Here is a 23114-nt window from a genome sequence, read left to right as displayed (position 1 = left end):
CGGTGTGCGGTCCCGCATGCCGTTGTCCCGCAGGGAGGTCAGCGCGATGAGCGGTGGTGACAAGCTCGACTTCGAGATCCGTCCGAATCCCGCGCCGGTATCCGCCGCCGACCGGGCCGCCCTGCTGGTCAATCCCGGGTTCGGCCGGGTCTTCACCGACCACATGGTCACCGTCCGGTACGCCGACGGCAAGGGCTGGTACGACGCCCGGGTGGAGGCGCGCGCGCCGATTCCGATGGACCCGGCCAGCGCGGTGCTGCACTACGCGCAGGAGATCTTCGAGGGGTTGAAGGCGTACCGGACCGCCGACGGTGGCGTGACGATGTTCCGGCCGGACGCCAACGCCGCCCGGTTCGCCACCTCGGCGCAGCGGATGGCGATGCCGGCGCTACCGCCCGAGGTCTTCGTCGACTCGCTGCACAAGCTCATCGAAGTCGACCGGGACTGGATCCCGACCGGCGAGGACGGCAGCCTCTACCTGCGGCCGTTCATGTATGCCAGCGAGGTCTTCCTCGGCGTCCGCCCGGCCAACGAGTACCTCTACCTGGTGATCGCCTCGCCGGTCGGCGCGTACTTCACCGGCGGGGTCAAGCCGGTCACCGTCTGGGTCTCGCCGGACTACACCCGGGCCGCGCCCGGCGGCACCGGCGCGGCCAAGTGCGGCGGCAACTACGCCGCGTCACTCGCGGCCCAGGCGGAGGCCATCGAGGCCGGCTGCGACCAGGTGGTCTTCCTGGACGCGGTGGAGCGCCGGTTCGTCGACGAGCTGGGCGGCATGAACGTCTTCTTCGTCTACGACGACGACACCGTGGTCACCCCGCCGCTGACCGGCACGATCCTGCCGGGTATCACCCGGGACGCGATCATCACGCTGGCCGGCGCGGCCGGGCACCGGGTCGAGGAGCGGCCGGTCACGTTCGCCGACTGGCAGGCCGACGCGGCCAGCGGCCGGCTCCGCGAGGTCTTCGCCTGCGGCACCGCCGCGGTGATCACCCCGATCGGCGGGGTCCGCTTCCCGGACGGCGAGTTCCTGATCGGCGGCGGTGAGCCCGGCCGGGTCACCATGGCGCTGCGCCAGCAGCTGGTCGACATCCAGCGGGGCAAGGCCGCCGACCCGCAGGGCTGGGTGCACCGGGTCCTCTGACGCCCGCACGCGCCCACGGGTCCGGCTGGACGGGTGGGCGCGGCCGGGTCGACACGGTCGGTTCGGAGGGCGATAACGCACGGGCATCGCCATGACCGTGCGGTATCGCCCCCGACGACCGGCGGGCTAGTCGAGCAGGTGGTCGCGGAGGGCGGCGAGCTGCGCCTCGGTGACCCCGGCGTGGCGCAGGTACCCCTCGACCGAGCCGTGCCCCGCGCGCAGCTCGGCCAGGAAGATCTCCATCGCCTCGGCGGGCGAGGCCAGGAACGGTGCCGGCACGTCCACCCCGCCGCCGGTGGTGGCGGCCAGCCAGGCGCTGTACCGGGCCGACGCCTCCGCACTCAGCGCGTAGTCCGAGACGATGTCGGCGTCGTCGACGCCCAGCACGGCAAGGGTCAGCGCGCAGACGATGCCGGTGCGGTCCTTGCCCGCCACGCAGTGCACCACCACCGGGGCGTTGGCGGAGTCCGCGATCAGCCCCACCGCCTCGGCCAGGCCGGCGGTGCCGGTCTGCGCCAGGTCGGCGTACCGGTCCGCGAGGTAGCGGGCCAGGCTGGCAGCCTCCTCGTGCGGCTGCCCGGCCCAGTCCGCGTGCTCCGGGTGGATGTGCCGGTAGGTCAGCCCCGGGTACGCCGGCACCCGGCCGTCCCGGTCCACCTCCTGCGGGCGGCGGAGGTCGATGACGGTCCGGATGCCGATCGCGGCAAACGCGTCCCGGTCCTGCTCGTCGAGGCGGTGCAGCGAGTCGGAGCGGTAGAGCCGGCTCCGGCGCACGGTCCGGTCGTCGTGGCCGGCGTAGCCACCGACGTCGCGGAAGTTGAAGGTCGCGGGCAGCGAGATGTGTCGGTTGTCGTCGATGGCGTCCACGCTGCCACGGTAACGGCCGGTGGGGCAGTGCCCCACCGGCCGTCGGGTCCGTTCAGCTACCGTGCGGTGCCGGGCGGGAGTGCGCCGTACGTCTCGTCGTAGTAGCCGCCCAGCCGATCCCGGTAGCTCGGGTCGCTGTGGCTGGTCTCGTCGTACTCCGGGGCGGCCTTGATCTGGTCGCGGGTCCGGTCGACGGAGACGGTGCGCTGGTCGTGGTCGACCTGGTTGACCGTGCCGGCCGGCAGCATCACCTTCTTGCCGAAGATCCACGGGCCGGTGTCCACCACCAGGTAGCTGCCGTCCACCTCGTGGCTGGCGCTGTCGATCTTGCCGATCCCGCCGTCGATGGCCTCGACCTTGTAGCCGACCAGGTCGGCGTCGGCCACCCCGGCCTGATCCCGGTAGCGCCAGGGGTCGAAGGTGCCGGCCGGCGCGCCGCCGGGCACAGCGCCCTGGTCGCCGCCGCGCAGCGGGTCCGGCCCGGCGTGGGTGGCGTGCGGATCGATCCTGTCCATGCCGTTCACTCCTGACTGTCGCCGATCGTCTCGGCGTCGGTGGGTGCGTCCCCGCAGGAGCTACCCGGCCGCCGGGGTCCGGAAACGGCGAGAGGTCGACACCGCAGGTGCGGCGTCGGCCCGTCGGGGCGTACCGACCCTGCGTCGGCGTCCCGCCATGTGGGTTATTCCTCCCAAATACAGGAGCGGGGTGGCACAGTAGTGATCGTGACCAGCACCGCCCTGATTATTGCGACCTAGCGCGCCGGCCTCCCCTCCGCCGAGCGCGCAGACCTCCCGCACCCGCGGGAGGTCTTTTTGTTGCTCCCAGAAAGGATCCTGATGACGTTCCAGGTCTTCGACACGACGTTGCGCGACGGCGCCCAGCGCGAAGGGCTCACCTACTCGGTGGTCGACAAGCTGGCGGTGGCCCGGTTGCTCGACGAGTTCGGCGTCGGCTTCATCGAGGGCGGCTGGCCGGGCGCGGTGCCCAAGGACACCGAGTTCTTCCGCCGGGCGCGCAGCGAACTCAACCTGCGGCACGCCGTGCTGGTCGCGTTCGGCGCCACCCGCAAGGCCGGCGTCGCGGTCACCGACGACCCCCAGGTACGCGGCCTGCTGGACGCGCAGACCCCGGCGGTGGCGCTGGTCGCCAAGGCCGACATCCGGCACGTCGAGCGCGCGTTGCGCACCACCGGCGCGGAGAACCTGGCCATGATCCACGACACGGTCACCCACCTCGTGGGCGAGGGCCGCCGGGTCTTCGTCGACGGCGAACACTTTTTCGACGGCTACCGCCACGACCCGGCGTACGGCGCGGCCGTGGTGCAGACCGCGCTGGCCGCCGGCGCCGAGCGGATGGTGCTCTGCGACACCAACGGCGGAATGCTGCCTTCCCAGGTGACCGCCGCGATCGTCGACCTGACCCAACGGCTCGGGGTCGACGCCGGGCTGCTCGGCATGCACGCGCAGAACGACACCGCCTGCGCGGTCGCCAACACGATCGCCGCCGTGGAGGCGGGCGTCCGCCACGTCCAGGGCACCGCCAACGGGTACGGCGAACGCCCCGGTAACGCCGACCTCTTCGCGGTGGTCGCCAACCTCCAACTCAAGCTGGGCATGCCGGTCCTACCGGAGGGCTGCCTGGAACAGATGGTGCGGGTCTCGCACGCCATCGCCGAGATCGCCAACATCGCCCCCGACACCCACCAGGCGTACGCCGGGGCCGCCGCTTTCGCTCACAAGGCGGGGCTGCACGCGAGCGCGATCAAGGTCGACCCGTTGCTCTACAACCACGTGGACCCGTCGGTGGTGGGCAACGACATGCGGATCCTGGTGACCGAGATGGCCGGCCGGGCCAGCGTCGAGCTCAAGAGCCGTGAGCTGGGCCTGGATCTGGCCGGCCGTCCGGAGGCCCTGACCCGGGTCACCAACCGGGTCAAGGAGTTGGAGGCGGGCGGCTGGTCCTTCGAGGCCGCAGACGCCTCCTTCGAGCTGCTGGTCCGCTCCGAGCTGCCGGAGGGCCGGCCGGCCCGGCCGTTCACCCTGGAGTCGTACCGGGTGCTGGTCGAGCACCGCGAGGACGGCGCAGTCGTCTCTGAGGCGACCGTCAAGATCCGGGTACGCGGCGAGCGGGTGATCGCGACCGCCGAGGGCAACGGCCCGGTCAACGCCCTGGACGAGGCGTTGCGAGTGGGGCTGACGCGGCACTACCCGCAGCTGCGCGACTTCGAGCTGGCTGACTACAAGGTGCGCATCCTGGAGGGCAGTCACGGCACCGGCGCGGTCACCCGGGTGCTGCTGGAGACCGCCGACGGCAACGGCCGGGACTGGACCACCGTGGGCGTGCACCACAACGTGGTCGAGGCCAGCTGGCACGCCCTTGTGGACGCCCTCACCTACGGCCTGGCCCCCACCACCGTCTGACCCACGCCGGCCCCCGGGTCGCGGGTGGGCGGTCAGGGGGTGGGGAGGGTGAGGGTGGCCAGCACGGGTCGGTGGTCGGTGGCGGGGAGGGTGAGCACCGTGACGGAGCGGACCGCGATACGGCGATCCACCAGCACGTGGTCGATGGTGACCGGCGGGATGAGGTCGCCGTCGTACGGGCCCCAGGTGCCGGTCAGCCCTTCCCCGGAGGCGTCCGCGGCGTCGACGTAGCCGGTGTGCAACAGGGCTCGCAGCGGGCTGTGGTCGAGGGTGGCGTTGAAGTCCCCGGCAAGGATCCGCAGGCCACCGTCCGGGGTGGCCGGTGGCTGCGCGGCCAGGTCGGTACGCCAGGCGTTGACCTGGTCCAGCGCGTACGGCGCCGAGGGGTGGGCCGACTCGACGCGGACCGGGGGCGCGCCGGGCACGACCAGCGTGCCGTACGCCTGACTGAAGCCCCACCCTTCGAGGTTGTGCCGGATGCCGGCGTCGGTGATCGGCCACCGCGAGTAGAGCCCGGACCCGGGTGTGCCGATCTGCGGGTTGAGCTGGCGGTGGGGCAGCAGTTGGTCGAGGCCGAGCCGGTCCAGGGCGGCCTGCGCGTCCGGGGTGAACTCCTGCACGGTGAGCACGTCCACCCGATGCTGCCGGACCAGTTCGACCAGCGTCCGCGGGTCGGCGGAGCCGGCGAGCAGGTTGGCGGTGAGCAGCCGCACGGTCGGCCCACCCGCCGCCGGCTGCGGGGCGGCCAGTGCCCGAGGTGCGACCACGCCGAGCAGCGCCACCGCGGTCAGCGCCGCGATCGCCGCCGGCCACCAGCGCCGCAGCGCGAGGGTGAGGGCCAGGGCCAGCACACTCCAGCCCGCGACGTACGGGGTGAAGGCGAGCGCCTGCACCAGCGGCCCCCGGTCCAGGCCGGCCAGCCGGATGGCGGCCCAGGCGGTCGTCGGGGTGACCGCCAACCAGCAGAGCACCGTGCCGAGCCGGTCGGCGCGGCGTCGGGTCGGACCGGGAGGAGCGTCGACGATCACGGCGGTCAGCCTAGCGGAACTCGTCGCGCCATTTCGTGAACGGTTATCCGCTCACATTTCACAATTATTTGACGGCTGGCCGACAGCGGCATAAGGCCAGGTCAACTATTGACGCTCGGCTTTTTGCGATGCTACGTTCCACCTGGCCTAAACGACGCAACTCTGAGTAGTAAGCCCAGCTCAGACCGGATCTCGATCGTTGAGAAATCAACCTCACCAGGTGCGCGTGAGAGACCTTTTTCCGGTCCTATTGTCGTCGTCCACCTATTTATAGGCAGTCATCCGTCCCGCCCCGCGGGTCGGCCGAATCCGCACGGTCACACAAGGGGGACCTGTCATGAAAACATCTTTCCGACGCAAGGCGGCAGCGATTACGTTCGCCGTTCTGGCGCTCAGCCTGGCCGGTGGGGGCATCGCCGTCGCACAGCCGTCGGCGAAGGCGCCGCAGGAGGCCGTCCAGCCGGCTGCGCGCGGCACGAACGCCCAGCCGCCGGTGACGGCGGAATCCGCCCGCAAGGCCCGCGCCGCGCTGAAGGCCAACTCGACGCTCATCGCGACCACCAGCATCGTCGTCGTCAACGCCAACGGCACCAAGGTGCGCGGCGTCGGCACCGTGATCAAGTACGGCCCCGGCCAGTACGAGGTCCAGGTCGGTTACACCGTCACCGCTGGTGTCTTCGTGGCCACCCTCGGCCGCGGTGACGCCTGCTGCGTCCCGGCGGGCGGCGAGATCTCGGTCGCGCCGCGGCTGAGCACACCGAACGCGGTCTTCATCCAGACCCGCAACTCGGCCGGTACCCCGGTCGACCTGGGCTTCCACCTGGTCATCCACACCGCCTGACGGCACGGGTGCCGACCCCACGCCGGGGCCGGCACCCGGTTCGTCCTGCAGCCGCCGGTTCATGGCGATGGTCAACTCCAGATCACCGACATCGGGGGCATCCCCGCACCGGGACACCGCGACATCGCCGACACCGAGTCGATCAACAGCGACCGCCACCGGACGGCGTCCGGTCTGCGGCACGTCGCGTGGCTCATGCCATCCCGGGATGTTGTCCCCCGACCGGGCAGTTCATCCCGACCCCGCCCACCTCGGAGGCTTCGGCGCCGATAATCCGACGTTTGCCGGGCTGCCGCCCGGGAAGCAAGCACCGTGACGGACATCTCGGACACCCTGGCCAGCATGCCCAGCTCGGTCGATCCCGAGCCGACCGGCGTCGAGCTGGAACAGACCCTCTTCGAGGTCAAACGCGTGATCGTGGGGCAGGATCGGCTCGTCGAGCGCCTGCTCACCGCCCTGGTCGCCAATGGCCACTGCCTCCTGGAGGGGGTCCCCGGCGTGGCCAAGACGCTGGCCGCGCAGACCCTCGCCACCGTGGTCGGCGGCACCTTCTCCCGGATCCAGTTCACTCCGGACCTGGTGCCCTCGGACATCGTCGGCACCCGGATCTACCGGGCCTCCAAGGAGACCTTCGACATCGAGCTCGGCCCGATCATGGCCAACCTGGTGCTGGCCGACGAGATCAACCGAGCCCCGGCCAAGGTCCAGTCGGCGCTGCTGGAGGCGATGGCCGAGCGGCAGGTCTCCATCGGCGGGCGGAGCTGGCCGGTCCCGGCGCCGTTCCTGGTGCTGGCCACCCAGAACCCGATCGAATCCGAGGGGGTCTACCAGCTCCCGGAGGCGCAGCGGGACCGGTTCCTGATGAAGGTGGTGGTGGACTACCCGAGCGACGCCGACGAACTGGCCATCCTCTACCGGATGAGCACCGACCGGCCGAGCCCGCGCCGGGTGCTCGACGCGCAACGGCTGCTGGACCTCCAGGCCCGGGCGGAGCGGGTCTTCGTCCACCACGCGTTGGCCGAGTACGTGGTCCGGCTCATCCTCGCCACCCGTGATCCGGGCCGGTTCGGGTTGCAGGAGCTCGCGCCGCTGCTCGCGTACGGGGCCAGTCCACGCGCCACCCTCGGCCTCGTCGCGGCCTCCCGGGCACAGGCACTGCTGCGTGGGCGGGAGTACGTGCTGCCCGAGGACGTCCGTGAACTGGCCGTGGACGTCCTCGCCCACCGGCTGGTGCTCTCCTTCGACGCCGTGGCCGACGGGGTGTCGGCCGAGACCGTGGTCCGCCGGCTGGTGGAGGCGGTGCCACCGCCCAGGATGGCCACCGGGCATCCGCAGCAGACCCAGGATCTGGCCGCGGCATGAGGCGCGCGAGCACCACGCCGGTCGCTGTGCCGGCGGACCCCGGCCTGGCCGAACTGGCTCCGGACCAGCGGCTGCGGCGCCTGGAGCTGACCGTCACCCGCCGGCTGAACGGCCTGCTGCACGGCCAGTACCGCGGCCTGCTGCCCGGGCCGGGCAGCGAACCCGCCGGCAGTCGGGAGTACCGGCCGGGCGAGGACGAGGTCCGCCGGATGGACTGGGCGGTGACGGCCCGAACCGCCGTGCCGCACGTCCGGCAGGTCGACGCCGACCGTGAACTGACCACCTGGCTGTTGGTCGACGCCAGCGCCAGCATGGAGTTCGGCACCGCCGACCTGGACAAACGGGAGTTGGCGGTCGCCGCGGTCGCTGCGATCGGCTTCCTGACCGCCGGTGTCGGCAACCGGCTCGGTGCTCAGGTGCTGCGCGCCGACGGGGTACGCCGCTTTCCGGCCCGCACTGGGCGTACCCATCTGCTCGGTCTGCTCCGCGCGCTACTGGCCGCCCCGCGCGCCACCGGGCCCGACGACCGGCCCGGGCGGATGCCGTCGGTGGGGGTGTCGGTGCCGGTCGGGCCGCCGGAGCTGACCGACGGGCTCGCCGCGCTGCACCGGGTCGCCAACCGACGCGGTCTGGTCGTGGTGGTCTCCGACTTCCTCGACGGCCTGCCCGACGACCCCGGTGAGCCGCCGCCCTGGGAACGGACCCTGCGCCGGCTGGCCGCCCGGCACCAGGTGCTGGCGATCGAGGTGACCGACCCGCGTGAGCTGGAGCTGCCGGACGTCGGCCTGATCACCCTGGTCGACCCGGAGACCGGCCGCCGCCGGGAGGTGTGCACATCGGACCGTCGGCTGCGGGAGCGGTACGCCGAGGCCGCAGCCGCCCAGCGTGACCAGGTACAGCAGGCGCTGCGCCGCAGTGCGGCCACCCACCTGGCGCTGTGCACCGACCGGGACTGGAGTGCGGACATCGTCCGGCACGTGCACGCCCAGCGCCGGCTGGCCGCCGCGCCGGCCGGTGTCGCCCGGGGAGGTGCCGCGTGATCTGGCAGTCGCCGCTGCGGCTCTGGCTGCTGCTCGGCGTGCTCGCCCTGGTCGTCGCGTACCTGGTGATGCAGCGCAGACGCAGCCGGTACGCGGTCCGCTTCACCAACCTGCGGCTGCTGGACCGGGTGGCGCCGGAGCGGCCGGCCTGGCGCCGGCACGTACCGGCCGGGCTGTTCCTGGCCATGCTGGCGCTGCTGGTGGTCGGCTTCGCCCGGCCCACCGCCGAGGTCCAGGTGCCCCGGGAACGGGCGACGGTGATGGTGGCCGTCGACGTGTCCACCTCCATGCTCGCCACCGACGTGGAGCCGGACCGGCTGGCCGCGGCCAAGCAGGCGGCCCGGCGCTTCGTCGAGGGTCTGCCCGACGAGTTCAACGTGGGTCTGGTCGCGTTCGCCGGCAGCGCGGCCGTGCTGGTGCCACCCGGCACCGACCGGGACGCCCTGGAGGACGGGATCGGCCGGCTCGCCGAGGGGGTGACCGGGGTGCAGGGCACCGCCATCGGCGAGGCCATCAACACCTCGCTCGGTGCGGTCAAGGGCTTGGACAGCCAGGCCGCGAAGGAGCCGCCGCCGGCCCGGATCATCCTGCTCTCCGACGGGGCGAACACCTCCGGGATGGATCCGATGGAGGCGGCGGCGGACGCGGTGGCGGCGGAGGTGCCGGTGCACGCCATCTCCTTCGGCACCCCGTCCGGGTTCGTGGACCGGGGCGGGCGGCCGATCCAGGTGCCGGTCGACGGGCAGACCCTCAAGGCGGTCGCCGACGAGACCGGCGGCATGTTCCACGAGGCCAGCACCACCGAAGAGCTGCGCGCCGTCTACGACGACATCGGCAGCTCGGTCGGCTACCGCACCGAGCGGCAGGACGTCTCGGCCCGGTTCATCGGCCTCGGCCTGGTCTTCGCGATGGGCGCCGCCGCCGGCTCGATGCGCTGGTTCTCCCGGCTGCCCTGACCCCGCCGCGCAAACGGACTTCGACCGGAAGGAGTACGCATGGCAGTGCAGACCGGACTGGGCGAACCGCGCGGTCCCTGGTTCATCTCGCCGGAGCTCGACCCGGACGGGCGCGGGTGGTGGGACGCGCCCGGTTCCGGCCGGGAGCCTGGCGGCCGCCGGCCGGGCCGCCTGCTCGCCGCGCTGGCGGTGGTGGCGCTCTCCGCCGTCTCCGGGGCTGTGGCCGGTGGCGTGGTGGCCAGCCGGGACGGCGTCCCGGGCGAGGCCGCGGCGTCCGCCGCCCCGGTGCCGGCGGAGTTGGTCACCGCCGCCCAGCGAACCGTGCCCGGAGTGGTGTCGGTGCTCGCTGGCGCGAACGGCGGCTCCGCGACCGGCTCCGGCTTCGCTGTCGACGACGAGCAGCACCTGATCACCAACGACCACATCCTGGCCAAGGGCGGTGGCGGACCGGTGACGGTGGAGCTGCCCGACGGCCGCCGGTTCGCCGCCGAGGTGGTCGGCCGGGAACCGCGCAGCGACCTGGCGGTGCTGAAGGTGCCACCGTCGGCCGGGCTCGCCCCGTTGCCGCTGGCCAAGCCGGGGGCGACCCGGGTCGGTGAGCCGGTGCTCGCGGTGGGCTCGCCGCTCGGTCTGTCCGGGACGGTCACCGCGGGCATCGTCAGTGCGTTGGACCGTCAGGTGCGGTTGGGCAACAACCGGCACAGCGCGGTGCAGACCGACGCCTCCATCAATCCCGGTAACTCAGGCGGGCCGCTGGTCAACGCCCGCGGTGAGGTGGTCGGGGTGAACACCGCCATCGCCACCATCGATGGCAATGGATCAATCGGCATCGGTTTCGCCATCCCGATCGAGCAGGTGCAGCAGACCGCCGACACGATCATCGGCAAGGGCGGCTGAGCTGCACGGACTGCCCGGAGGTGGCCGCTGGGATCACGGGCAGTGTCGGATATCCGGCCGGAGAGCATCGGGCCATGGAAATATTACGCTCGGTATGGATACTGGCGGAGGTGGAGCGTCCTCTTCTCACGGTCCTCCTGCTGGTGGGCCTGGTCATCGGATGTGCAGTGGGGTCGGCGTACGCCCGCGCGCGGCGTGGGTGGAGCGATTACCAGACCGTCAAGAAATCGGTGCCGGGTGCCCGCCGTGGCGCCTGGCTGCTGATCCGCGGGGTCGCCGTGAAGGCCGCGGTGATCGGGCTGCTGCTCTTCGGCGCGGTGGCTTACGCCGCGGTCGGCTCGGACGAGGAGACCGCAGGCCCGGCGCCCAGCCCGTCAGCGACGCAGAGTGAACCGCCGCACCGCTGACCCCGGGAACGCCGGTGGGGGTTAGCCTCGGGGCGTGGACGACGGACTGCGGGTGACCGACCGGTGGGTCGTCCCTGCCGGGGAGCTGCGGGAGCGCTTCTCCCGTTCGTCCGGGCCGGGTGGGCAGGGCGTGAACACCGCCGATTCCCGGGTGGAGTTGAGCTACGACCTGGCCAACTCTCCGGCCGTGCCCGAGTCGGTCCGGTCGCGGGCGCTGGCCCGGCTGGCCAACCGCCTGGTGGACGGGGTGCTGACGATCGCCGCCAGTGAACACCGGGCGCAGCTGGCCAACCGGGAGGCCGCCCGCGAGCGGATGCTGGCGTTGTTGCGGGAGGCCGCGTCGCCCCCGCCACCGCCGCGCCGGCCGACCCGTCCGTCCCGGGGCGCCAAGGAGCGCCGGTTGGCCGAGAAGAAGCGTCAGTCTCAGCGCAAGCGCGACCGCCGGACCGACGGCGAGTAACGACCACCAACGCATCTCCAGTCCGAGCGGGACCTCTCTGGCTATCGGGTGACAGAATCTGGAATCTGTCAGTCAAAGGATGTACGCTTGCCGGGCAACCCAGGTGAGAGGAACACCCCATGGACACCCGCACCCTCGGCACCACCGGCCCGACCGTTTCCGCCCTCGGGCTCGGCCTGATGGGCATGTCGGACCTCTACGGCGCCGCCGACGAGGCCGAGAGCATCGCCACCATCCACGCCGCACTGGACGCCGGCATCACCCTCCTCGACACCGGCGACTTCTACGGCATGGGTCACAACGAGCTGCTGCTGCGCGACGCGCTGCGCGGCCGCAACCGCGACAACGCCGTGATCAGCGTCAAGTTCGGCGCCCTGCGCGACGCCGACGGCGGCTGGAACGGCATCGACGTCCGACCCGCCGCGATCAAGAACTTCCTGGCGTACACCCTGCGCCGTCTCGGCACCGACCACGTCGACATCTACCGCCCGGCCCGGCTCTCCCCGGATGTGCCGGTGGAGGACGTGGTGGGCACCCTGGCCGAGTTGGTCAAGGCCGGCCACGTCCGGCACATCGGTCTGTCCGAGGTGAGCGCGGAGACGCTGCGCCGGGCGCACGCCGTGCACCCGATCACCGACCTCCAGATCGAGTACTCGCTGATCTCCCGCAACCCGGAGTCCGAGATCCTGCCGACAGCCCGCGAGCTGGGCGTCGGGATCACCGCCTACGGGGTGCTGTCCCGCGGGCTGATCAGCGGCCACTGGACGGCGCGGCGGGAGACCGCCGGCACCGACTTCCGGAGCCACCTGCCCCGGTTCTCCGGCGCCAACCTCGACCGCAACCTGGCCCTGGTGGACGCCCTGCGCGCCATCGCCGAGGCCCGGGGGGTCACCGTGGCGCAGATCGCCATCGCCTGGGTGCTCGCCCGGGGCGAGAGCATCGTGCCCCTGATCGGTGCCCGCAGCCGGGACCGGCTCACCGAGGCCCTGGGCGCTGCGGCGGTCACCCTGACCGACGCGGACCTGGCCGCGATCGAGGCCGCCGTCCCGGCCGGCGCGGCAGCCGGCACGCGCTACGACGAGGCGCAGATGGCGTTCCTGGACAGCGAGCGGGCATGACCGCCCGGCCGTGGCGCGACCGCCGGCCGGGGGCCGCGCCACGGCCGTCCGCGCGGTCAGGGAGGCTGGGGTGATGAGCGACGCCACCGCCCTGACGGCCGACCGCATCCTCGACACCGCCGAGGAGGTGCTGCGCCGGTACGGGCCGGCCAAGGCCACCGTGCTGGACGTCGCCCGCGCGCTGGGCGTGAGCCACGGCAGCGTCTACCGGCACTTCGCCAGCAAGGCCGCGCTGCGCGAGGCGGTCGCCGACCGCTGGCTGGCCCGGGTCTCCACCCCGCTGATCGAGGTTGCCACCGGGCCCGGGCCGGCCCCGCAACGGCTACGCCGCTGGCTGGCCGAGCTGAGCGGCACCAAGCGCCGGATTGCCCGGGAGGACCCCGAGCTGTTCACCAACTTCCACCAGCTCGCCACCCTCTCCGAGGGCGTGGTCGCCAACCATTTGGAGGTCCTCGCCGGTCAGCTCAGCCTGATCGTCGCGGACGGGGTGGCGGCCGGCGAGTTCAGCGTGCCCGACCCGGCGGTGGCCGGCCGGGCGCTGTTGCAGGCCACCGCCCGGTTCCACCATCCCGCCCACCGCGCCGAGTGGAGCGAGCCGGGCCTCGACGACGACCTGGCGGCGGTCGTCGCGCTGCTCATCGACGGTCTGCGTACCCGCCCGGCGAGCTGACCTGGCCGACCCCGGTCAGGCCGGGACGGCCGCGAGCAGCCGGTCGCGCAGCACGGCGGCCCGGTCGGCGAACCCGCGCTGCGCGGCGGCGTACTCCGCCCGGCCCTCCGGCGTCTCCACCCGTACCGGGGGGCAACCAAGCGCTGCCAGGTCGTACGGGCTGGCCCGCATGTCCAGCGTGCGGATCTCCCGGGCCAGCGCGAAGGCATCGGCCACCAGCTCCGAGCTGACCAGTGGGGAGAGCTTGTACGCCCACTTGTACAGATCCATGTTGGCGTGCAGGCAGCCCGGTTGCTCGTGCGCGTGCTGGGTCTCCCGGGTCGGAGTGAGCAGGTTCAACGGCCGGGCCGGCGGGGTGAAGAACCGGAACGCGTCGAAGTGGCTGCACCGCACGCCCCGCTCCTCGACGATCGCCGCGGTCCGTTCCGGGTCCAGCCGCAACGGCCAGGCGTTGTGCCGCAGTTCCTCGCGGGTCTGCCGGTAGACCATCGCCCACTCGTGCATCCCGAAGCAGCCGAAGTGCGGCGCCCGCCCGGCGGTGGCCGCCAGCAGCGAACGGATCCAGCCGATCGACTCGCCGCGCCGCGCGCGTACCGCCTCGGTGTCGAGGGTGACCCCGGCGGTGGTGGCGCGGTAGTCCCGGCCGTACTCGGCCGGATCCGCGCCGTGCAGCTCGACCCCGGCGCCCGGGTGCCAGCGACGCAGCTGGGCCGGACGGTGCGAGTAGTAGGTGAACAGGAAGTCGTTCACCGGGTGCCGCTCACCGCGGCGTCGGCGGGCCAGGTGCGGGGTCAGCCAGACGTCCACCCGCTCCTCGTGGGCCCGGCGGCGGGCCTGCCAGGCCGCCACGTCGAGCACGGCGGGGGCGAGGGCGGCGGTCACGGACCCCAGGGTACGACCGCCGCCCGCCCACCGGTCAGGGCATGTCCACCCGCACGCCGGCGGAGAACACCCCGCTGCGCAGCTCCAACTGCCGGGGCGGGTCCCGACCGTCGACGGTGAAGACCAGCGGGAGCACCACCCGGCTGCCCGCCGCCATCGGGTCGGCGAAGACGTCCCGACCCAGGTTGGCCGCCCTGGTGGCCGACTCGTCGGTGCTCACCCAGCGTCCCCCGGGCAGGTAGGCCCGTTGCAGCTGACCGTGCCAGGGCTGGTGGTCGCCCGTGACGTTGCGCACGCCCACGGTGGCCTGGCAGCGTCGACCGGCGGCCGGAGGCGCACCGCCCCCGTCAGCCGGCCGGGCGGCGCCGGCCGAGCCGCAGGACATCCCGTACACGGTGAACTCGAACGCCGACTCGCGTAGCGGCACACCAACCGGCCCGGAGACTCCGGTGCCCATCCACGCGCCGCTGGTCGGCTGCTTCTGGGTGTCGATCGCCGCGACCCGCTGGGTCGCCGTCCACCCCGCCGCGCCGATCACCCCGGCCAGCACCGCCACGGCCACGCCCACCAGCAACCAGACCGGCGGGGTACGCCGGCGCTTCGCCGGGCTGGGTGCGGCCGGGCGCGGGTAGATCGTTCCCCGTCCAGCGTCTGGCCCGCCGCCGGTGGCCAGGGCGGCGGCCGTCACCCGACGCCCGCGCCGCCGTCGCCACACCCAGACCAGACCGGCGCTGAGCAGCAGCAGGATGGCCGCTCCCGCCAGCAGCACCGGGATCCGCTGCCAGGGCGGTGTCTCGGTGACCTTGGCCGGGGGTGGCGCTGCCGCCTGCCAGGTGGCCGTGCCGCAGTCGTACGGCCGGCTGCCGTCGCTGGTGAACGCGCAGGCCGGCGCGGTCAGCGGCTGGCCGGGCGCGGTCGCGGTGAGCGCGGTGCCCAGCGTGGTGGTGCTGTGCGCGGGCAGCCTCAACCGCCAGGTCACCTCTGCGGCGGACCCGCCGGCCCGGGTGGACCGGCCGCCGGCGCTGATCGAGGTGGCCGACGAGCCGGGTGGCAGCTCCTGGCGCACGGTGGTGTCGACCGGCGAGTTGCCCACGTTGCGCACGTGGATCCGGTACCGCGGTGCCGGGCTGCTCTCCGGGGCGACCGCCACCGTGACCGGTGGCGGCGGCGTCGACGCCGGTACCCGGGCGGGTGGCGCCACCGCCGGTGGGGCCGAGGGTGGTGTTGGCTCCGCGGTCGCCGTGGGCGCCCGCGCGGCCACCGCCACCGGTGGCGGCGTGCTGGTGACCGGTGGCAGCGTGGCCGCCACCGAACCGGGCGTGGCCGCCGTCGTCGGTCGTGGCGTGGCTGCCGCTGGTTGTGGCGTGACGGCCGGTGGTCGTGGCGCGGCCGCCGCCTCCGGAGCCGCCGCCGGCAGGGCCGGCACGGCGGCGAGGATGCCGAGGCAGTGCACGAACACTGCGAGGGCTCTGTGGTGTCGTGTCGATGCAGGCATACGAACGAACCTCCGGAGCCGACGCTAGGGGCGGGCTCCCTCCGTGCGGGTACGAAGTCGGGAAGTCCGCCCCGGCCGTTGCCGCCTCGGGTAGGGTGCCCCGCCCTGACGGGTTGAGCACACCCGGCAGCCGGTCCTGGCCGGCAGGCCCGTCGACGGGGCTAGATTGGCCAGGTGCGTATCGCTCGTTTCGCTCATGCCAAGGGAATGTCGTTCGGGGTCGTCGAGGGCGAGGCGGAGGCTGGGCTGCAGGGCCTGACCATCGCCGAGATCGAGGGTCATCCGTTCGGCCAACTGTCCTTCAGTGGGGCCCGCTGGGCCCTCTCCGACGTCCGGCTGCTCTCGCCGATCCTGCCCAGCAAGGTGGTCTGCGTGGGTCGCAACTACGCCGAACACGCCGCCGAGCACGGCAGCGAGGTGCCCAAGGAGCCGTTGCTCTTCCTCAAGCCGTCCACCTCGGTGATCGGCCCCCGGGACGCCATCCGGCTGCCGATCTTCTCCAAGCAGGTCGAGCACGAGGCGGAGCTGGCGGTGGTGATCGGCGCGCCGGGGGCGCGCCGGGCCGACCGGGCCGCCGCCGAGCGCGCCATCTTCGGCTACACCTGCGCCAACGACGTCACCGCCCGGGACCTCCAGCGCTCGGACGGGCAGTGGACCCGGGCCAAGGGCTTCGACTCGTTCTGCCCGATTGGTCCGTGGATCACCACCGGCCTGGACGTCTCCGACCTGGAGATCCGGTGTGAGGTGGGCCGCAACCCGGAGGAGATGGAGGTACGCCAGCTCGGCCGGACGAAGGACATGGTCTTCGACGTGCCGGGCCTGGTGTCGTACATCTCGCATGTGATGACTCTGCTGCCCGGCGACGTGGTGCTCACCGGCACCCCGGCGGGGGTTAGCCCGCTCGTCGAGGGGGATACCGTCACCGTGCGGATCGAGGGCATCGGTGAACTCAGCAACACCGTGGTCCCCGTCGCCTGATCCGCGCGATGCCCCTGTTTCCACAGCTCACGCGTGGTTCGGGGGGATCGGATTTGGCCTGCCGGCACCGGGAGGGTAATGTTCACTCCCGGCGCCGCAAGGGGCCAATGGGGTATGGGGTAATTGGCAGCCCGACTGATTCTGGTTCAGTTAGTCTAGGTTCGAGTCCTGGTACCCCAGCGCAGCTGGGATTCGCGAGAATCCCGGATCGCTGGATTCTGACGGAGTTCGACTCCGCCCCTTCGGGGGCGGAGGGTGGTCTCTGGTAGAGTGCAGCTCCTCCGCCCGCGAGGGCTGAGGAGCAGAATTAGTTCTGGCCCCGTCGTCTAGTGGCCCAGGACGCCGCCCTCTCAAGGCGGTAGCGCCGGTTCGAATCCGGTCGGGGCTACATCTGTGCACAGCCCGTCTCACCTGGTGAGGCGGGCTGTTTCGTGTCCAGCGGAGTGCGCCGGCCGCCCCGCACCCCGGGCTCACCCCCGGGTGCGGTGCCGCTAGACTACAGCCGCACCGCCCGCGAGGGCGGTGAAGCAGGAAAGTTCTGGCCCCGTCGTCTAGTGGCCCAGGACGCCGCCCTCTCAAGGCGGTAGCGCCGGTTCGAATCCGGTCGGGGCTACAAACCAAAGGCTCGTCTCGCTGCGCGAGACGAGCCTTTCCCGTCCCACCCCCACCCACCCGCGTTGATCATGAAGTTTGCGGTGCGACACGCCGGTGCCGGTGACGCCAACTTCATGATCACCGCGTCGGTCAGAGGCCGGAGAGGCGTTGGCCGGCTCGCACCACCGCCATGGCGTGACGTTCGCCGGGGCGGCGGCCGAGGCGCTCGATCGGGCCGGAGATGCTGACCGAGGCGATCACCCGGCCGGTGCGGTCGCGGATCGGGGCGGAGACGCTCGCCACACCGGCCTCACGCTCGGCGACGCTCTGCGCCCAGCCGCGGCGGCGTACCTCGGCCAGGGTGCGGCCGGTGAACTTGCTGCGCGGCAGCAGCGGCATCACCGCCTCCGGCGGCTCCCAGGCGAGCAGGATCTGAGCCGCCGAACCGGCGGTCATCGGCAGCACCGAGCCGACCGGAACGGTGTCCCGCAGGCCACTGGCGCGCTCCGCCGCCGCCACGCAGATCCGCTCGTCGGCGCGGCGCAGGTACAGCTGTGCGCTCTCGCCGGTGGCGTCGCGCAGCGCGGCCAGCAACGGCTCGGCGGCGGTCAGCAGGACGTCCGGCGCGGCGTTGGCCAGCTCACCCAACCGGGGGCCGGGCCGCCAGCGACCCTGGGTGTCCCGGACCAGCATCCGGTGGATCTCCAGTGCCTGTGCCAGCCGGTGTGCGGTGGCCCGGGGCAGCTTCGTACGTTCAACGAGTTCGGCCAGGCTGGCGCCGTCGACGCAGGCGGCCAGGATGACCACCGCCTTGTCGAGAACGCCGACACCGCTCATACTGTGTCCCACAAGCCGAAACTTACCTCCCAGAATTTAGGATGTCCAGATGGTGGGAGTCACTCCTGAGCCGAGGACCCTGGCCGAGAAGGTCTGGGACGCGCACGTCGTACGGTCCGCCGCTGGTGAGCCGGACCTGCTCTTCATCGACCTGCACCTGCTGCACGAGGTGACCAGCCCGCAGGCGTTCGACGGGCTGCGGCTCGCCGGGCGCCGGGTGCGCCGTACCGACCTGACGCTCGCGACCGAGGACCACAACACCCCGACCGGGTACGCCGATCCGGCGTTCCGGCTCCGCCGTGGTGACCTGCTCACCATCGCGGACCCCACGTCGCGTACGCAGATCGAGACGCTGCGCCGCAACTGCGCCGAGTTCGGCGTGCGGCTGCACCCGCTCGGCGACGACAACCAGGGCATCGTGCACGTGATCGGCCCGCAGCTCGGGCTCACCCAGCCGGGCCTGACGATCGTCTGCGGCGACTCGCACACTGCCACCCACGGCGCGTTCGGCGCGCTCGCGTTCGGCATCGGCACCAGCGAGGTGGAGCACGTGCTGGCCACCCAGACGCTGCCGCAGAGCCGGCCGAAGACCATGGCCGTGAACGTCACCGGCCGACTCGCCCCCGGGGTGACCGCCAAGGACCTGGTGCTCGCGCTGATCACGCAGGTCGGCACCGGCGGCGGTCGCGGGCACATCGTCGAGTACCGCGGTGAGGCCATCCGCTCGCTCTCCATGGAGGGGCGGATGACGATCGCCAACATGTCCATCGAGTGGGGCGCCAAGGCCGGCATGATCGCGCCGGACGAGACCACCTTCGCGTACCTCAAGGGTCGGCCGAACGCGCCGCAGGGCGCGGACTGGGACGCCGCAGTGGCGTGGTGGCGGACGCTGCCCACCGACGACGGCGCGCGCTTCGACGCCGAGGTGACCCTGGACGCCAGCCAGATCACCCCGTTCGTCACCTGGGGCACCAACCCCGGGCAGGGCGCGCCGCTGAGCGCGCCGGTGCCGGACCCGGAGGAGTTCGCCACCGACTCGGAGCGCGCCGCGGCCCGCCGCGCGCTGGAGTACATGGACCTGCGTCCCGGCGTCCCGTTGCGCGAGCTGCCCATTGACGTGGTCTTCGTGGGTTCCTGTACCAACGGCCGGCTGGAGGACCTGCGGGCCGCCGCCGACGTGCTGCGCGGCCACAGGGTCGCCGACGGGGTCCGGATGCTCGTGGTACCCGGCTCCGCCGCCGTGCGGGAGGCCGCTGAGGCCGAGGGGCTGGACAAGGTCTTCGCCGACGCCGGCGCCGAGTGGCGGTTCGCCGGCTGCTCGATGTGCCTGGGGATGAACCCCGACACGCTGAAGCCGGGCGAGCGGTCCGCCTCCACCTCCAACCGCAACTTCGAGGGCCGTCAGGGCCGGGGTGGGCGTACCCACCTGGTTTCCCCGCCGGTCGCCGCTGCCACCGCCGTGGTTGGCCGGCTGGCCGCCCCCGCCGACCTGTAGAAGGGACCCGACCGATGGAGTCGTTCACCACCCACACCGGGACGGCCGTGCCGCTGCGCCGCTCCAACGTGGACACCGACCAGATCATCCCGGCCGTGTACCTCAAGCGGGTGACCCGGACCGGTTTCGCCGACGGGCTGTTCAGCGCTTGGCGGGAAGATCCGGCATTCGTTCTCAACGATCAAACGTATTCCGGAGCGTCGATCCTCATCGCCGGCCCGGAGTTCGGCACCGGCTCCTCCCGTGAGCACGCCGTCTGGGCCTTGCGGGACTGGGGCTTCCGCGCGGTGGTGGCCCCGCGCTTCGGCGACATCTTCCGCGGCAACGCACTCAAGGAGGGTCTGCTGCCGGTCGAGTTGGAATTGAAAGCCGTCGAAGAGTTGTGGGGCCTGATCGAGGCGGATCCGAGCATCCAGATCACCGTCGACCTGACCGCCCGTCAGCTCCGGGCCGGGGATCTCACCTGGTCATTCCCCCTGGACGACTTCAGCAGGTGGCGCTTGCTGGAGGGCCTGGACGACATTGGACTCACCCTTCGGCACGCCGCCGACATCGACGCCTACGAGACAGGCCGACTGCCGTTCCTGCCCTCGGTGGCATAGCCGTACGCCCGACCGCACACTGGATTCCACCCCCATCGGGCCAACCGGTGGGGGTGAATCCGTTACGACACAAGGGCTTTTTTCTACCGAATGTTTGTGTCCCGGCAGCACAGGGCATACCGTGCGCGCAGAATGGCTCGCGTCGAGTCAGTTGCACAATCGGGAGGAAGTCGTGAACAAGGCCGAGCTCATCGAGGCGCTCGCCGTTCGCCTGGGGGACCGGAAGACGGCGACGAACGCCCTAGAGGCGGTCCTCACCGAGGTCCAGGCGGCGGTTACCAAGGGCGAGAAGGTGGCGATCACCGGATTCGGAGCATTCGAAAAGCGTGTGCGTGGCGCGCGAACAGCGCGCAACCCGCGTACCGGCGAGGCGGTGAAGGTCAAGAAGACGTCCGTGCCGACCTTCCGCCCCGGCGCTGGGTTCAAGGAGATGGTGGCCAGCGGCAAGGTGCCGAAGGCCGCGGCGGCGGCGAAGAAGACCGCCACCGCCACAACCAAGGCCGCCGGCACCAAGGCGGCGGGCACCAAGGCGGCAGGCACCAAGGCAGCGGGCATCAAGGCCACCGCAGCCAAGGCGGCCACCAAGAAGACCGCCCCGGCCAAGGCGACCAAGACCGCCACGGCGACCAAGACGGCCGCCAGCAAGAAGACCGCCCCGGCCAAGGCGACCAAGAGCACCACGGCGACCAAGACGGCCGCCAGCAAGAAGACCGCCGCGGCGAAGAAGACCACCGCGGCGACCAGATCCACCGCGGCGAAGAAGACCACCGCGGCGGCGAGCAAGAGCGCGGCGGCCAAGAAGGCCCCGGCGAAGAAGGCTCCGGCCAAGAAGGCGGCCAGCAAGCGCTGATCGACCGTCACGAAAGGGCGTCCACCCGTAGGGTGGGCGTCCTTTCGCCGTCACCGACCCGTTGTCCGGGCCGGCCGGCACGCGCAGAATCGCCGTGCCGGCCCCCTCCGCCGGCCCGTCGACGGGAAGAGGGCGCCGGTGCGCTACCGCCTGCTGACCACCGGATCGCTCGCGCTGGGCGTCATCCTGTTCATCGACGTGCTGCGGGTCTGGCTGCCCGGCATCATCACCATCTTCGGCCAGGCCGCGTCCACTCCGGCCGAGCTGATGGGCGCGTTCGCCCTGGGCTGGTTCGTGCTCGCGCTGGCCGCACCGGCGCTGGTCCGCCGGGTGGGCGTCCGCCCGGTCACCGTCGTCGCGGCCGTTGTGCTGGCTGCCGCCCGGCTTGCGCTCACCGCCACTCCCGGCGGGCGTCCGCAGCTCTGGTTGGCCACCGCCGGGCTGCTCGCCGGGCTGGTCTGGCTCGTCGGCGTCGCCGCCAGCACCGACCGGCCGGTGCCGGGGCTGGCGCTGGGGCTGGCGGTCAACGCGGCCGTACACGCGTTGCTGGACACCCACGACCTGGTCTGGCGGGGCGACTGGCTGGCCTGGTTGCTCAGCGCCGTCGCGGTGACGCTGTTCCTGCTCGGTACGGCGCTGCCCACCGCGCCGGCCGGCCCCGGCGGCGCCCGGGCCTGGCTGCTGGCCGGTCCGGCACTGCTGCTGGCCGGGATGGTGGCGCTCGCCCCGGCGCTGGCCCGCACCGGTACCTCGTACCTGGTCGCCGAGGACGGCCTGGCCCGCTCGCCGCTGCTCGGGTTGGCCCCGGTGCCGGTGGCCGTCGCCGGATTCCTGCTGGCCGCGTTGACCGGCCCGCCCCGGCGGTGGGGCCGCGTGCTGGGGCCGGTGGCGTTGCTGGCCGGCGCGCTGCTGTTCGCCCTCGACCGGGGCGACCTGCTCGTCCCGGCCGTCCTGCTCGCCGCCATCGGTCTCGGCGCCTGCCTGGCCCTCACCGACACGGCCGGCGTCACCGATGCTGGAGGCGGCACCGGCACTGCCGGCGGCACCGACAATTCCGGCGCGACCGGGAGTGCCGACGAGGCCGGCGGAATCGGCGATGCCGGTCGCCCCGAGGCCGCCGCTGGTGCCGGGCCGCAGGCCGGCGCGACAGGCAGCGCACGGTGGGCGGGCCGCCGGGGGTACGCGGTCGCCGCCGGCATGCTCGTCTTCGTGCTGGGCGCCGTCGGGTACTACTCCGCCTACGACCTCGGCTACCCCAACGGCGCGGTGCCGGTGGTGGTCGCCGGGCTGGTCGCCGTCGTGGCCCTCACCGCCGGTCCCGTCGGCCGTACGGCACCGGCACCGTTGCCGCCGGTGCGGACCACGGCCGTGGTCGCCGCCCTGGCCCTGCTGGCGCCGCTGCTCGCCGACGATGTGCCGGTGGCCGGCAACCGGGACGGTCCGCCCGAGCGGCTGACCGTGGTGGCGTACAACATCCGGATGGGCTTCGGGCTGGACGGCCGTCTCGACCTGGACGGGCTGGCCGACGCGGTCCAACGGCAGGCACCCGACGTGGTGCTGCTCAGCGAGGTGGACCGGGGCTGGCTGCTCAACGGTGGCCACGACACCCTGGACCTGCTGGCCGACCGGCTCGGCATGCCGTACGTCTTCGGGCCGGCCGCCGACCCCGTCTGGGGCGACGCGGTGCTCAGCCGCTGGCCGGTGACCGGTCCGCGGACCCTGCCGCTGCCCGCCGTGGGGGCGCCCACCGGGGCGCAGGCCCTCGCCGTCACCCTGGACCTCGGCGACGGTGTCCGTACCGCCGTGGTCAGCACCCACCTGCAACCGCCGCCCGACCAGGGCCCGGTGGTCCAGGCCCGCGCGGTCGCCGACTTCGCCACCGGGTACGCGGCCGGCTGGCCGCTGGTGGTGGCCGGTGACCTGAACACGGAGCCGGGCGACGAGGCGTTCGGACAGTTCACCGAGGCCGGTCTGGTCGACGCGTTGGCGGCCGCCCGACCGCTGGCGACCAGCCCGGCCGACGACCCGCGCGAGCAGATCGACCACGTCTTCGTATCGCCCGGCCTGACGCCCACCGATCCGGTCGCGCCGCGCGGCACGGCCAGCGATCACCTGCCGGTCGCGGTCACCCTCACCCTTCCGCCCCGCTGACCCCGCTCCACGACGCCCCG

At 72.7% G+C, this 23114-nt stretch carries 22 protein-coding genes and 3 tRNA genes; 19 read left to right on the top strand and 6 right to left on the bottom strand.

Annotated elements, in window-relative coordinates; genetic code table 11:
- Positions 1-46 precede the first annotated feature (46 nt).
- A complete protein-coding gene (locus tag ACFY29_RS24555; protein WP_386989864.1) occupies positions 47-1144 on the top strand; it encodes a branched-chain amino acid aminotransferase in 1098 nt (365 codons plus the stop codon).
- A gap of 126 nt (positions 1145-1270) precedes the next feature.
- On the opposite strand, the gene ACFY29_RS24550 is transcribed toward ACFY29_RS24555, so the two are convergent.
- On the bottom strand, positions 1271-2011 hold the full coding sequence (locus tag ACFY29_RS24550) for a tyrosine-protein phosphatase (RefSeq protein WP_386989862.1): 741 nt from the start codon (positions 2009-2011) through the stop codon (positions 1271-1273).
- Between the two features lie 56 nt (positions 2012-2067).
- Positions 2068-2526: a PRC-barrel domain containing protein gene (locus ACFY29_RS24545; protein WP_355606109.1), complete on the bottom strand. Its 459-nt coding sequence runs from the start codon at positions 2524-2526 to the stop codon at positions 2068-2070.
- Between the two features lie 321 nt (positions 2527-2847).
- On the opposite strand from ACFY29_RS24545, the gene cimA reads away from it, so the two are divergent.
- Positions 2848-4431 carry a citramalate synthase gene (gene cimA, locus ACFY29_RS24540; RefSeq protein ID WP_328424402.1) on the top strand — a complete coding sequence of 528 codons (1584 nt, stop codon included), beginning with the start codon at positions 2848-2850 and terminating at the stop codon, positions 4429-4431.
- Between the two features lie 32 nt (positions 4432-4463).
- On the opposite strand, the gene ACFY29_RS24535 is transcribed toward cimA, so the two are convergent.
- On the bottom strand, positions 4464-5402 hold the full coding sequence (locus tag ACFY29_RS24535) for an endonuclease/exonuclease/phosphatase family protein (RefSeq protein WP_386989947.1): 939 nt from the start codon (positions 5400-5402) through the stop codon (positions 4464-4466).
- A 394-nt stretch (positions 5403-5796) separates the two neighbouring features.
- Here ACFY29_RS24535 and ACFY29_RS24530 point away from each other — a divergent pair, with 394 nt between their 5' ends.
- The 9 genes from ACFY29_RS24530 (at position 5797) to ACFY29_RS24490 (ending at position 13210) form a co-directional block, all read left to right on the top strand.
- On the top strand, positions 5797-6300 hold the full coding sequence (locus ACFY29_RS24530) for a hypothetical protein (RefSeq protein ID WP_328424404.1): 504 nt from the start codon (positions 5797-5799) through the stop codon (positions 6298-6300).
- Between the two features lie 312 nt (positions 6301-6612).
- Positions 6613-7662, top strand: coding sequence for an AAA family ATPase (locus ACFY29_RS24525; RefSeq protein ID WP_386989859.1), 1050 nt, complete (start codon positions 6613-6615; stop codon positions 7660-7662).
- A 26-nt stretch (positions 7663-7688) separates the two neighbouring features.
- Complete coding sequence (locus tag ACFY29_RS24520) at positions 7689-8702, top strand: DUF58 domain-containing protein (protein WP_386989945.1); 1014 nt, start codon at positions 7689-7691, stop codon at positions 8700-8702.
- A complete protein-coding gene (locus ACFY29_RS24515) occupies positions 8699-9658 on the top strand; it encodes a VWA domain-containing protein (protein WP_355606097.1) in 960 nt (319 codons plus the stop codon). The genes ACFY29_RS24520 and ACFY29_RS24515 overlap by 4 nt, the downstream gene beginning before the upstream one ends.
- Before the next feature lie 39 nt (positions 9659-9697).
- Positions 9698-10555: a trypsin-like peptidase domain-containing protein gene (locus ACFY29_RS24510; RefSeq protein WP_355606094.1), complete on the top strand. Its 858-nt coding sequence runs from the start codon at positions 9698-9700 to the stop codon at positions 10553-10555.
- Between the two features lie 110 nt (positions 10556-10665).
- Positions 10666-10962, top strand: coding sequence for a hypothetical protein (locus tag ACFY29_RS24505; protein ID WP_386989857.1), 297 nt, complete (start codon positions 10666-10668; stop codon positions 10960-10962).
- A gap of 34 nt (positions 10963-10996) precedes the next feature.
- Entirely contained in the window at positions 10997-11422 is a 426-nt protein-coding gene (gene arfB / locus ACFY29_RS24500) for an alternative ribosome rescue aminoacyl-tRNA hydrolase ArfB (protein ID WP_328424414.1), read from the top strand.
- A gap of 119 nt (positions 11423-11541) precedes the next feature.
- A complete protein-coding gene (locus ACFY29_RS24495) occupies positions 11542-12540 on the top strand; it encodes an aldo/keto reductase (RefSeq protein WP_386989855.1) in 999 nt (332 codons plus the stop codon).
- Positions 12541-12613: 73 nt separating this feature from the next.
- A complete protein-coding gene (locus ACFY29_RS24490) occupies positions 12614-13210 on the top strand; it encodes a TetR family transcriptional regulator (RefSeq protein ID WP_328424418.1) in 597 nt (198 codons plus the stop codon).
- 15 nt (positions 13211-13225) lie between these two features.
- Here the strand turns inward: ACFY29_RS24490 and ACFY29_RS24485 are convergent, their stop codons facing one another.
- Both ACFY29_RS24485 and ACFY29_RS24480 read right to left on the bottom strand, forming a co-directional pair.
- Positions 13226-14092, bottom strand: a complete 867-nt coding sequence (locus tag ACFY29_RS24485) for a 3-methyladenine DNA glycosylase (RefSeq protein WP_386989853.1) — start codon at positions 14090-14092, stop codon at positions 13226-13228.
- Between the two features lie 34 nt (positions 14093-14126).
- On the bottom strand, positions 14127-15587 hold the full coding sequence (locus ACFY29_RS24480) for a hypothetical protein (protein WP_386989851.1): 1461 nt from the start codon (positions 15585-15587) through the stop codon (positions 14127-14129).
- Positions 15588-15761: 174 nt separating this feature from the next.
- Between ACFY29_RS24480 and ACFY29_RS24475 the strand changes: the two genes are divergently transcribed.
- The 4 genes from ACFY29_RS24475 (at position 15762) to ACFY29_RS24460 (ending at position 17178) form a co-directional block, all read left to right on the top strand.
- Positions 15762-16565, top strand: a complete 804-nt coding sequence (locus ACFY29_RS24475; RefSeq protein WP_328424428.1) for a fumarylacetoacetate hydrolase family protein — start codon at positions 15762-15764, stop codon at positions 16563-16565.
- 108 nt (positions 16566-16673) lie between these two features.
- Positions 16674-16745 (top strand) — tRNA-Gln (locus ACFY29_RS24470).
- Between the two features lie 135 nt (positions 16746-16880).
- Positions 16881-16953 (top strand) — tRNA-Glu (locus ACFY29_RS24465).
- A gap of 152 nt (positions 16954-17105) precedes the next feature.
- A tRNA-Glu gene (locus ACFY29_RS24460) sits at positions 17106-17178 on the top strand.
- Between the two features lie 131 nt (positions 17179-17309).
- Here ACFY29_RS24460 and ACFY29_RS24455 read toward each other — a convergent pair.
- Positions 17310-17996: an IclR family transcriptional regulator gene (locus tag ACFY29_RS24455; protein ID WP_007456408.1), complete on the bottom strand. Its 687-nt coding sequence runs from the start codon at positions 17994-17996 to the stop codon at positions 17310-17312.
- 49 nt (positions 17997-18045) lie between these two features.
- On the opposite strand from ACFY29_RS24455, the gene leuC reads away from it, so the two are divergent.
- From leuC to ACFY29_RS24435, 4 genes are all read left to right on the top strand, one after another.
- Positions 18046-19491, top strand: coding sequence for a 3-isopropylmalate dehydratase large subunit (gene leuC, locus ACFY29_RS24450; protein ID WP_386989849.1), 1446 nt, complete (start codon positions 18046-18048; stop codon positions 19489-19491).
- A 14-nt stretch (positions 19492-19505) separates the two neighbouring features.
- A complete protein-coding gene (leuD, locus tag ACFY29_RS24445; RefSeq protein ID WP_386989847.1) occupies positions 19506-20093 on the top strand; it encodes a 3-isopropylmalate dehydratase small subunit in 588 nt (195 codons plus the stop codon).
- A gap of 172 nt (positions 20094-20265) precedes the next feature.
- Positions 20266-20943, top strand: coding sequence for an HU family DNA-binding protein (locus ACFY29_RS24440; RefSeq protein WP_386989845.1), 678 nt, complete (start codon positions 20266-20268; stop codon positions 20941-20943).
- Positions 20944-21081: 138 nt separating this feature from the next.
- A complete protein-coding gene (locus ACFY29_RS24435; RefSeq protein WP_386989844.1) occupies positions 21082-23094 on the top strand; it encodes an endonuclease/exonuclease/phosphatase family protein in 2013 nt (670 codons plus the stop codon).
- Positions 23095-23114: the final 20 nt, after the last annotated feature.

This window comes from Micromonospora sp. NPDC000668, from assembly GCF_042897975.1.
GTDB lineage: Bacteria > Actinomycetota > Actinomycetes > Mycobacteriales > Micromonosporaceae > Micromonospora.
This window is presented reverse-complemented; position numbering and strand designations above follow the sequence as displayed.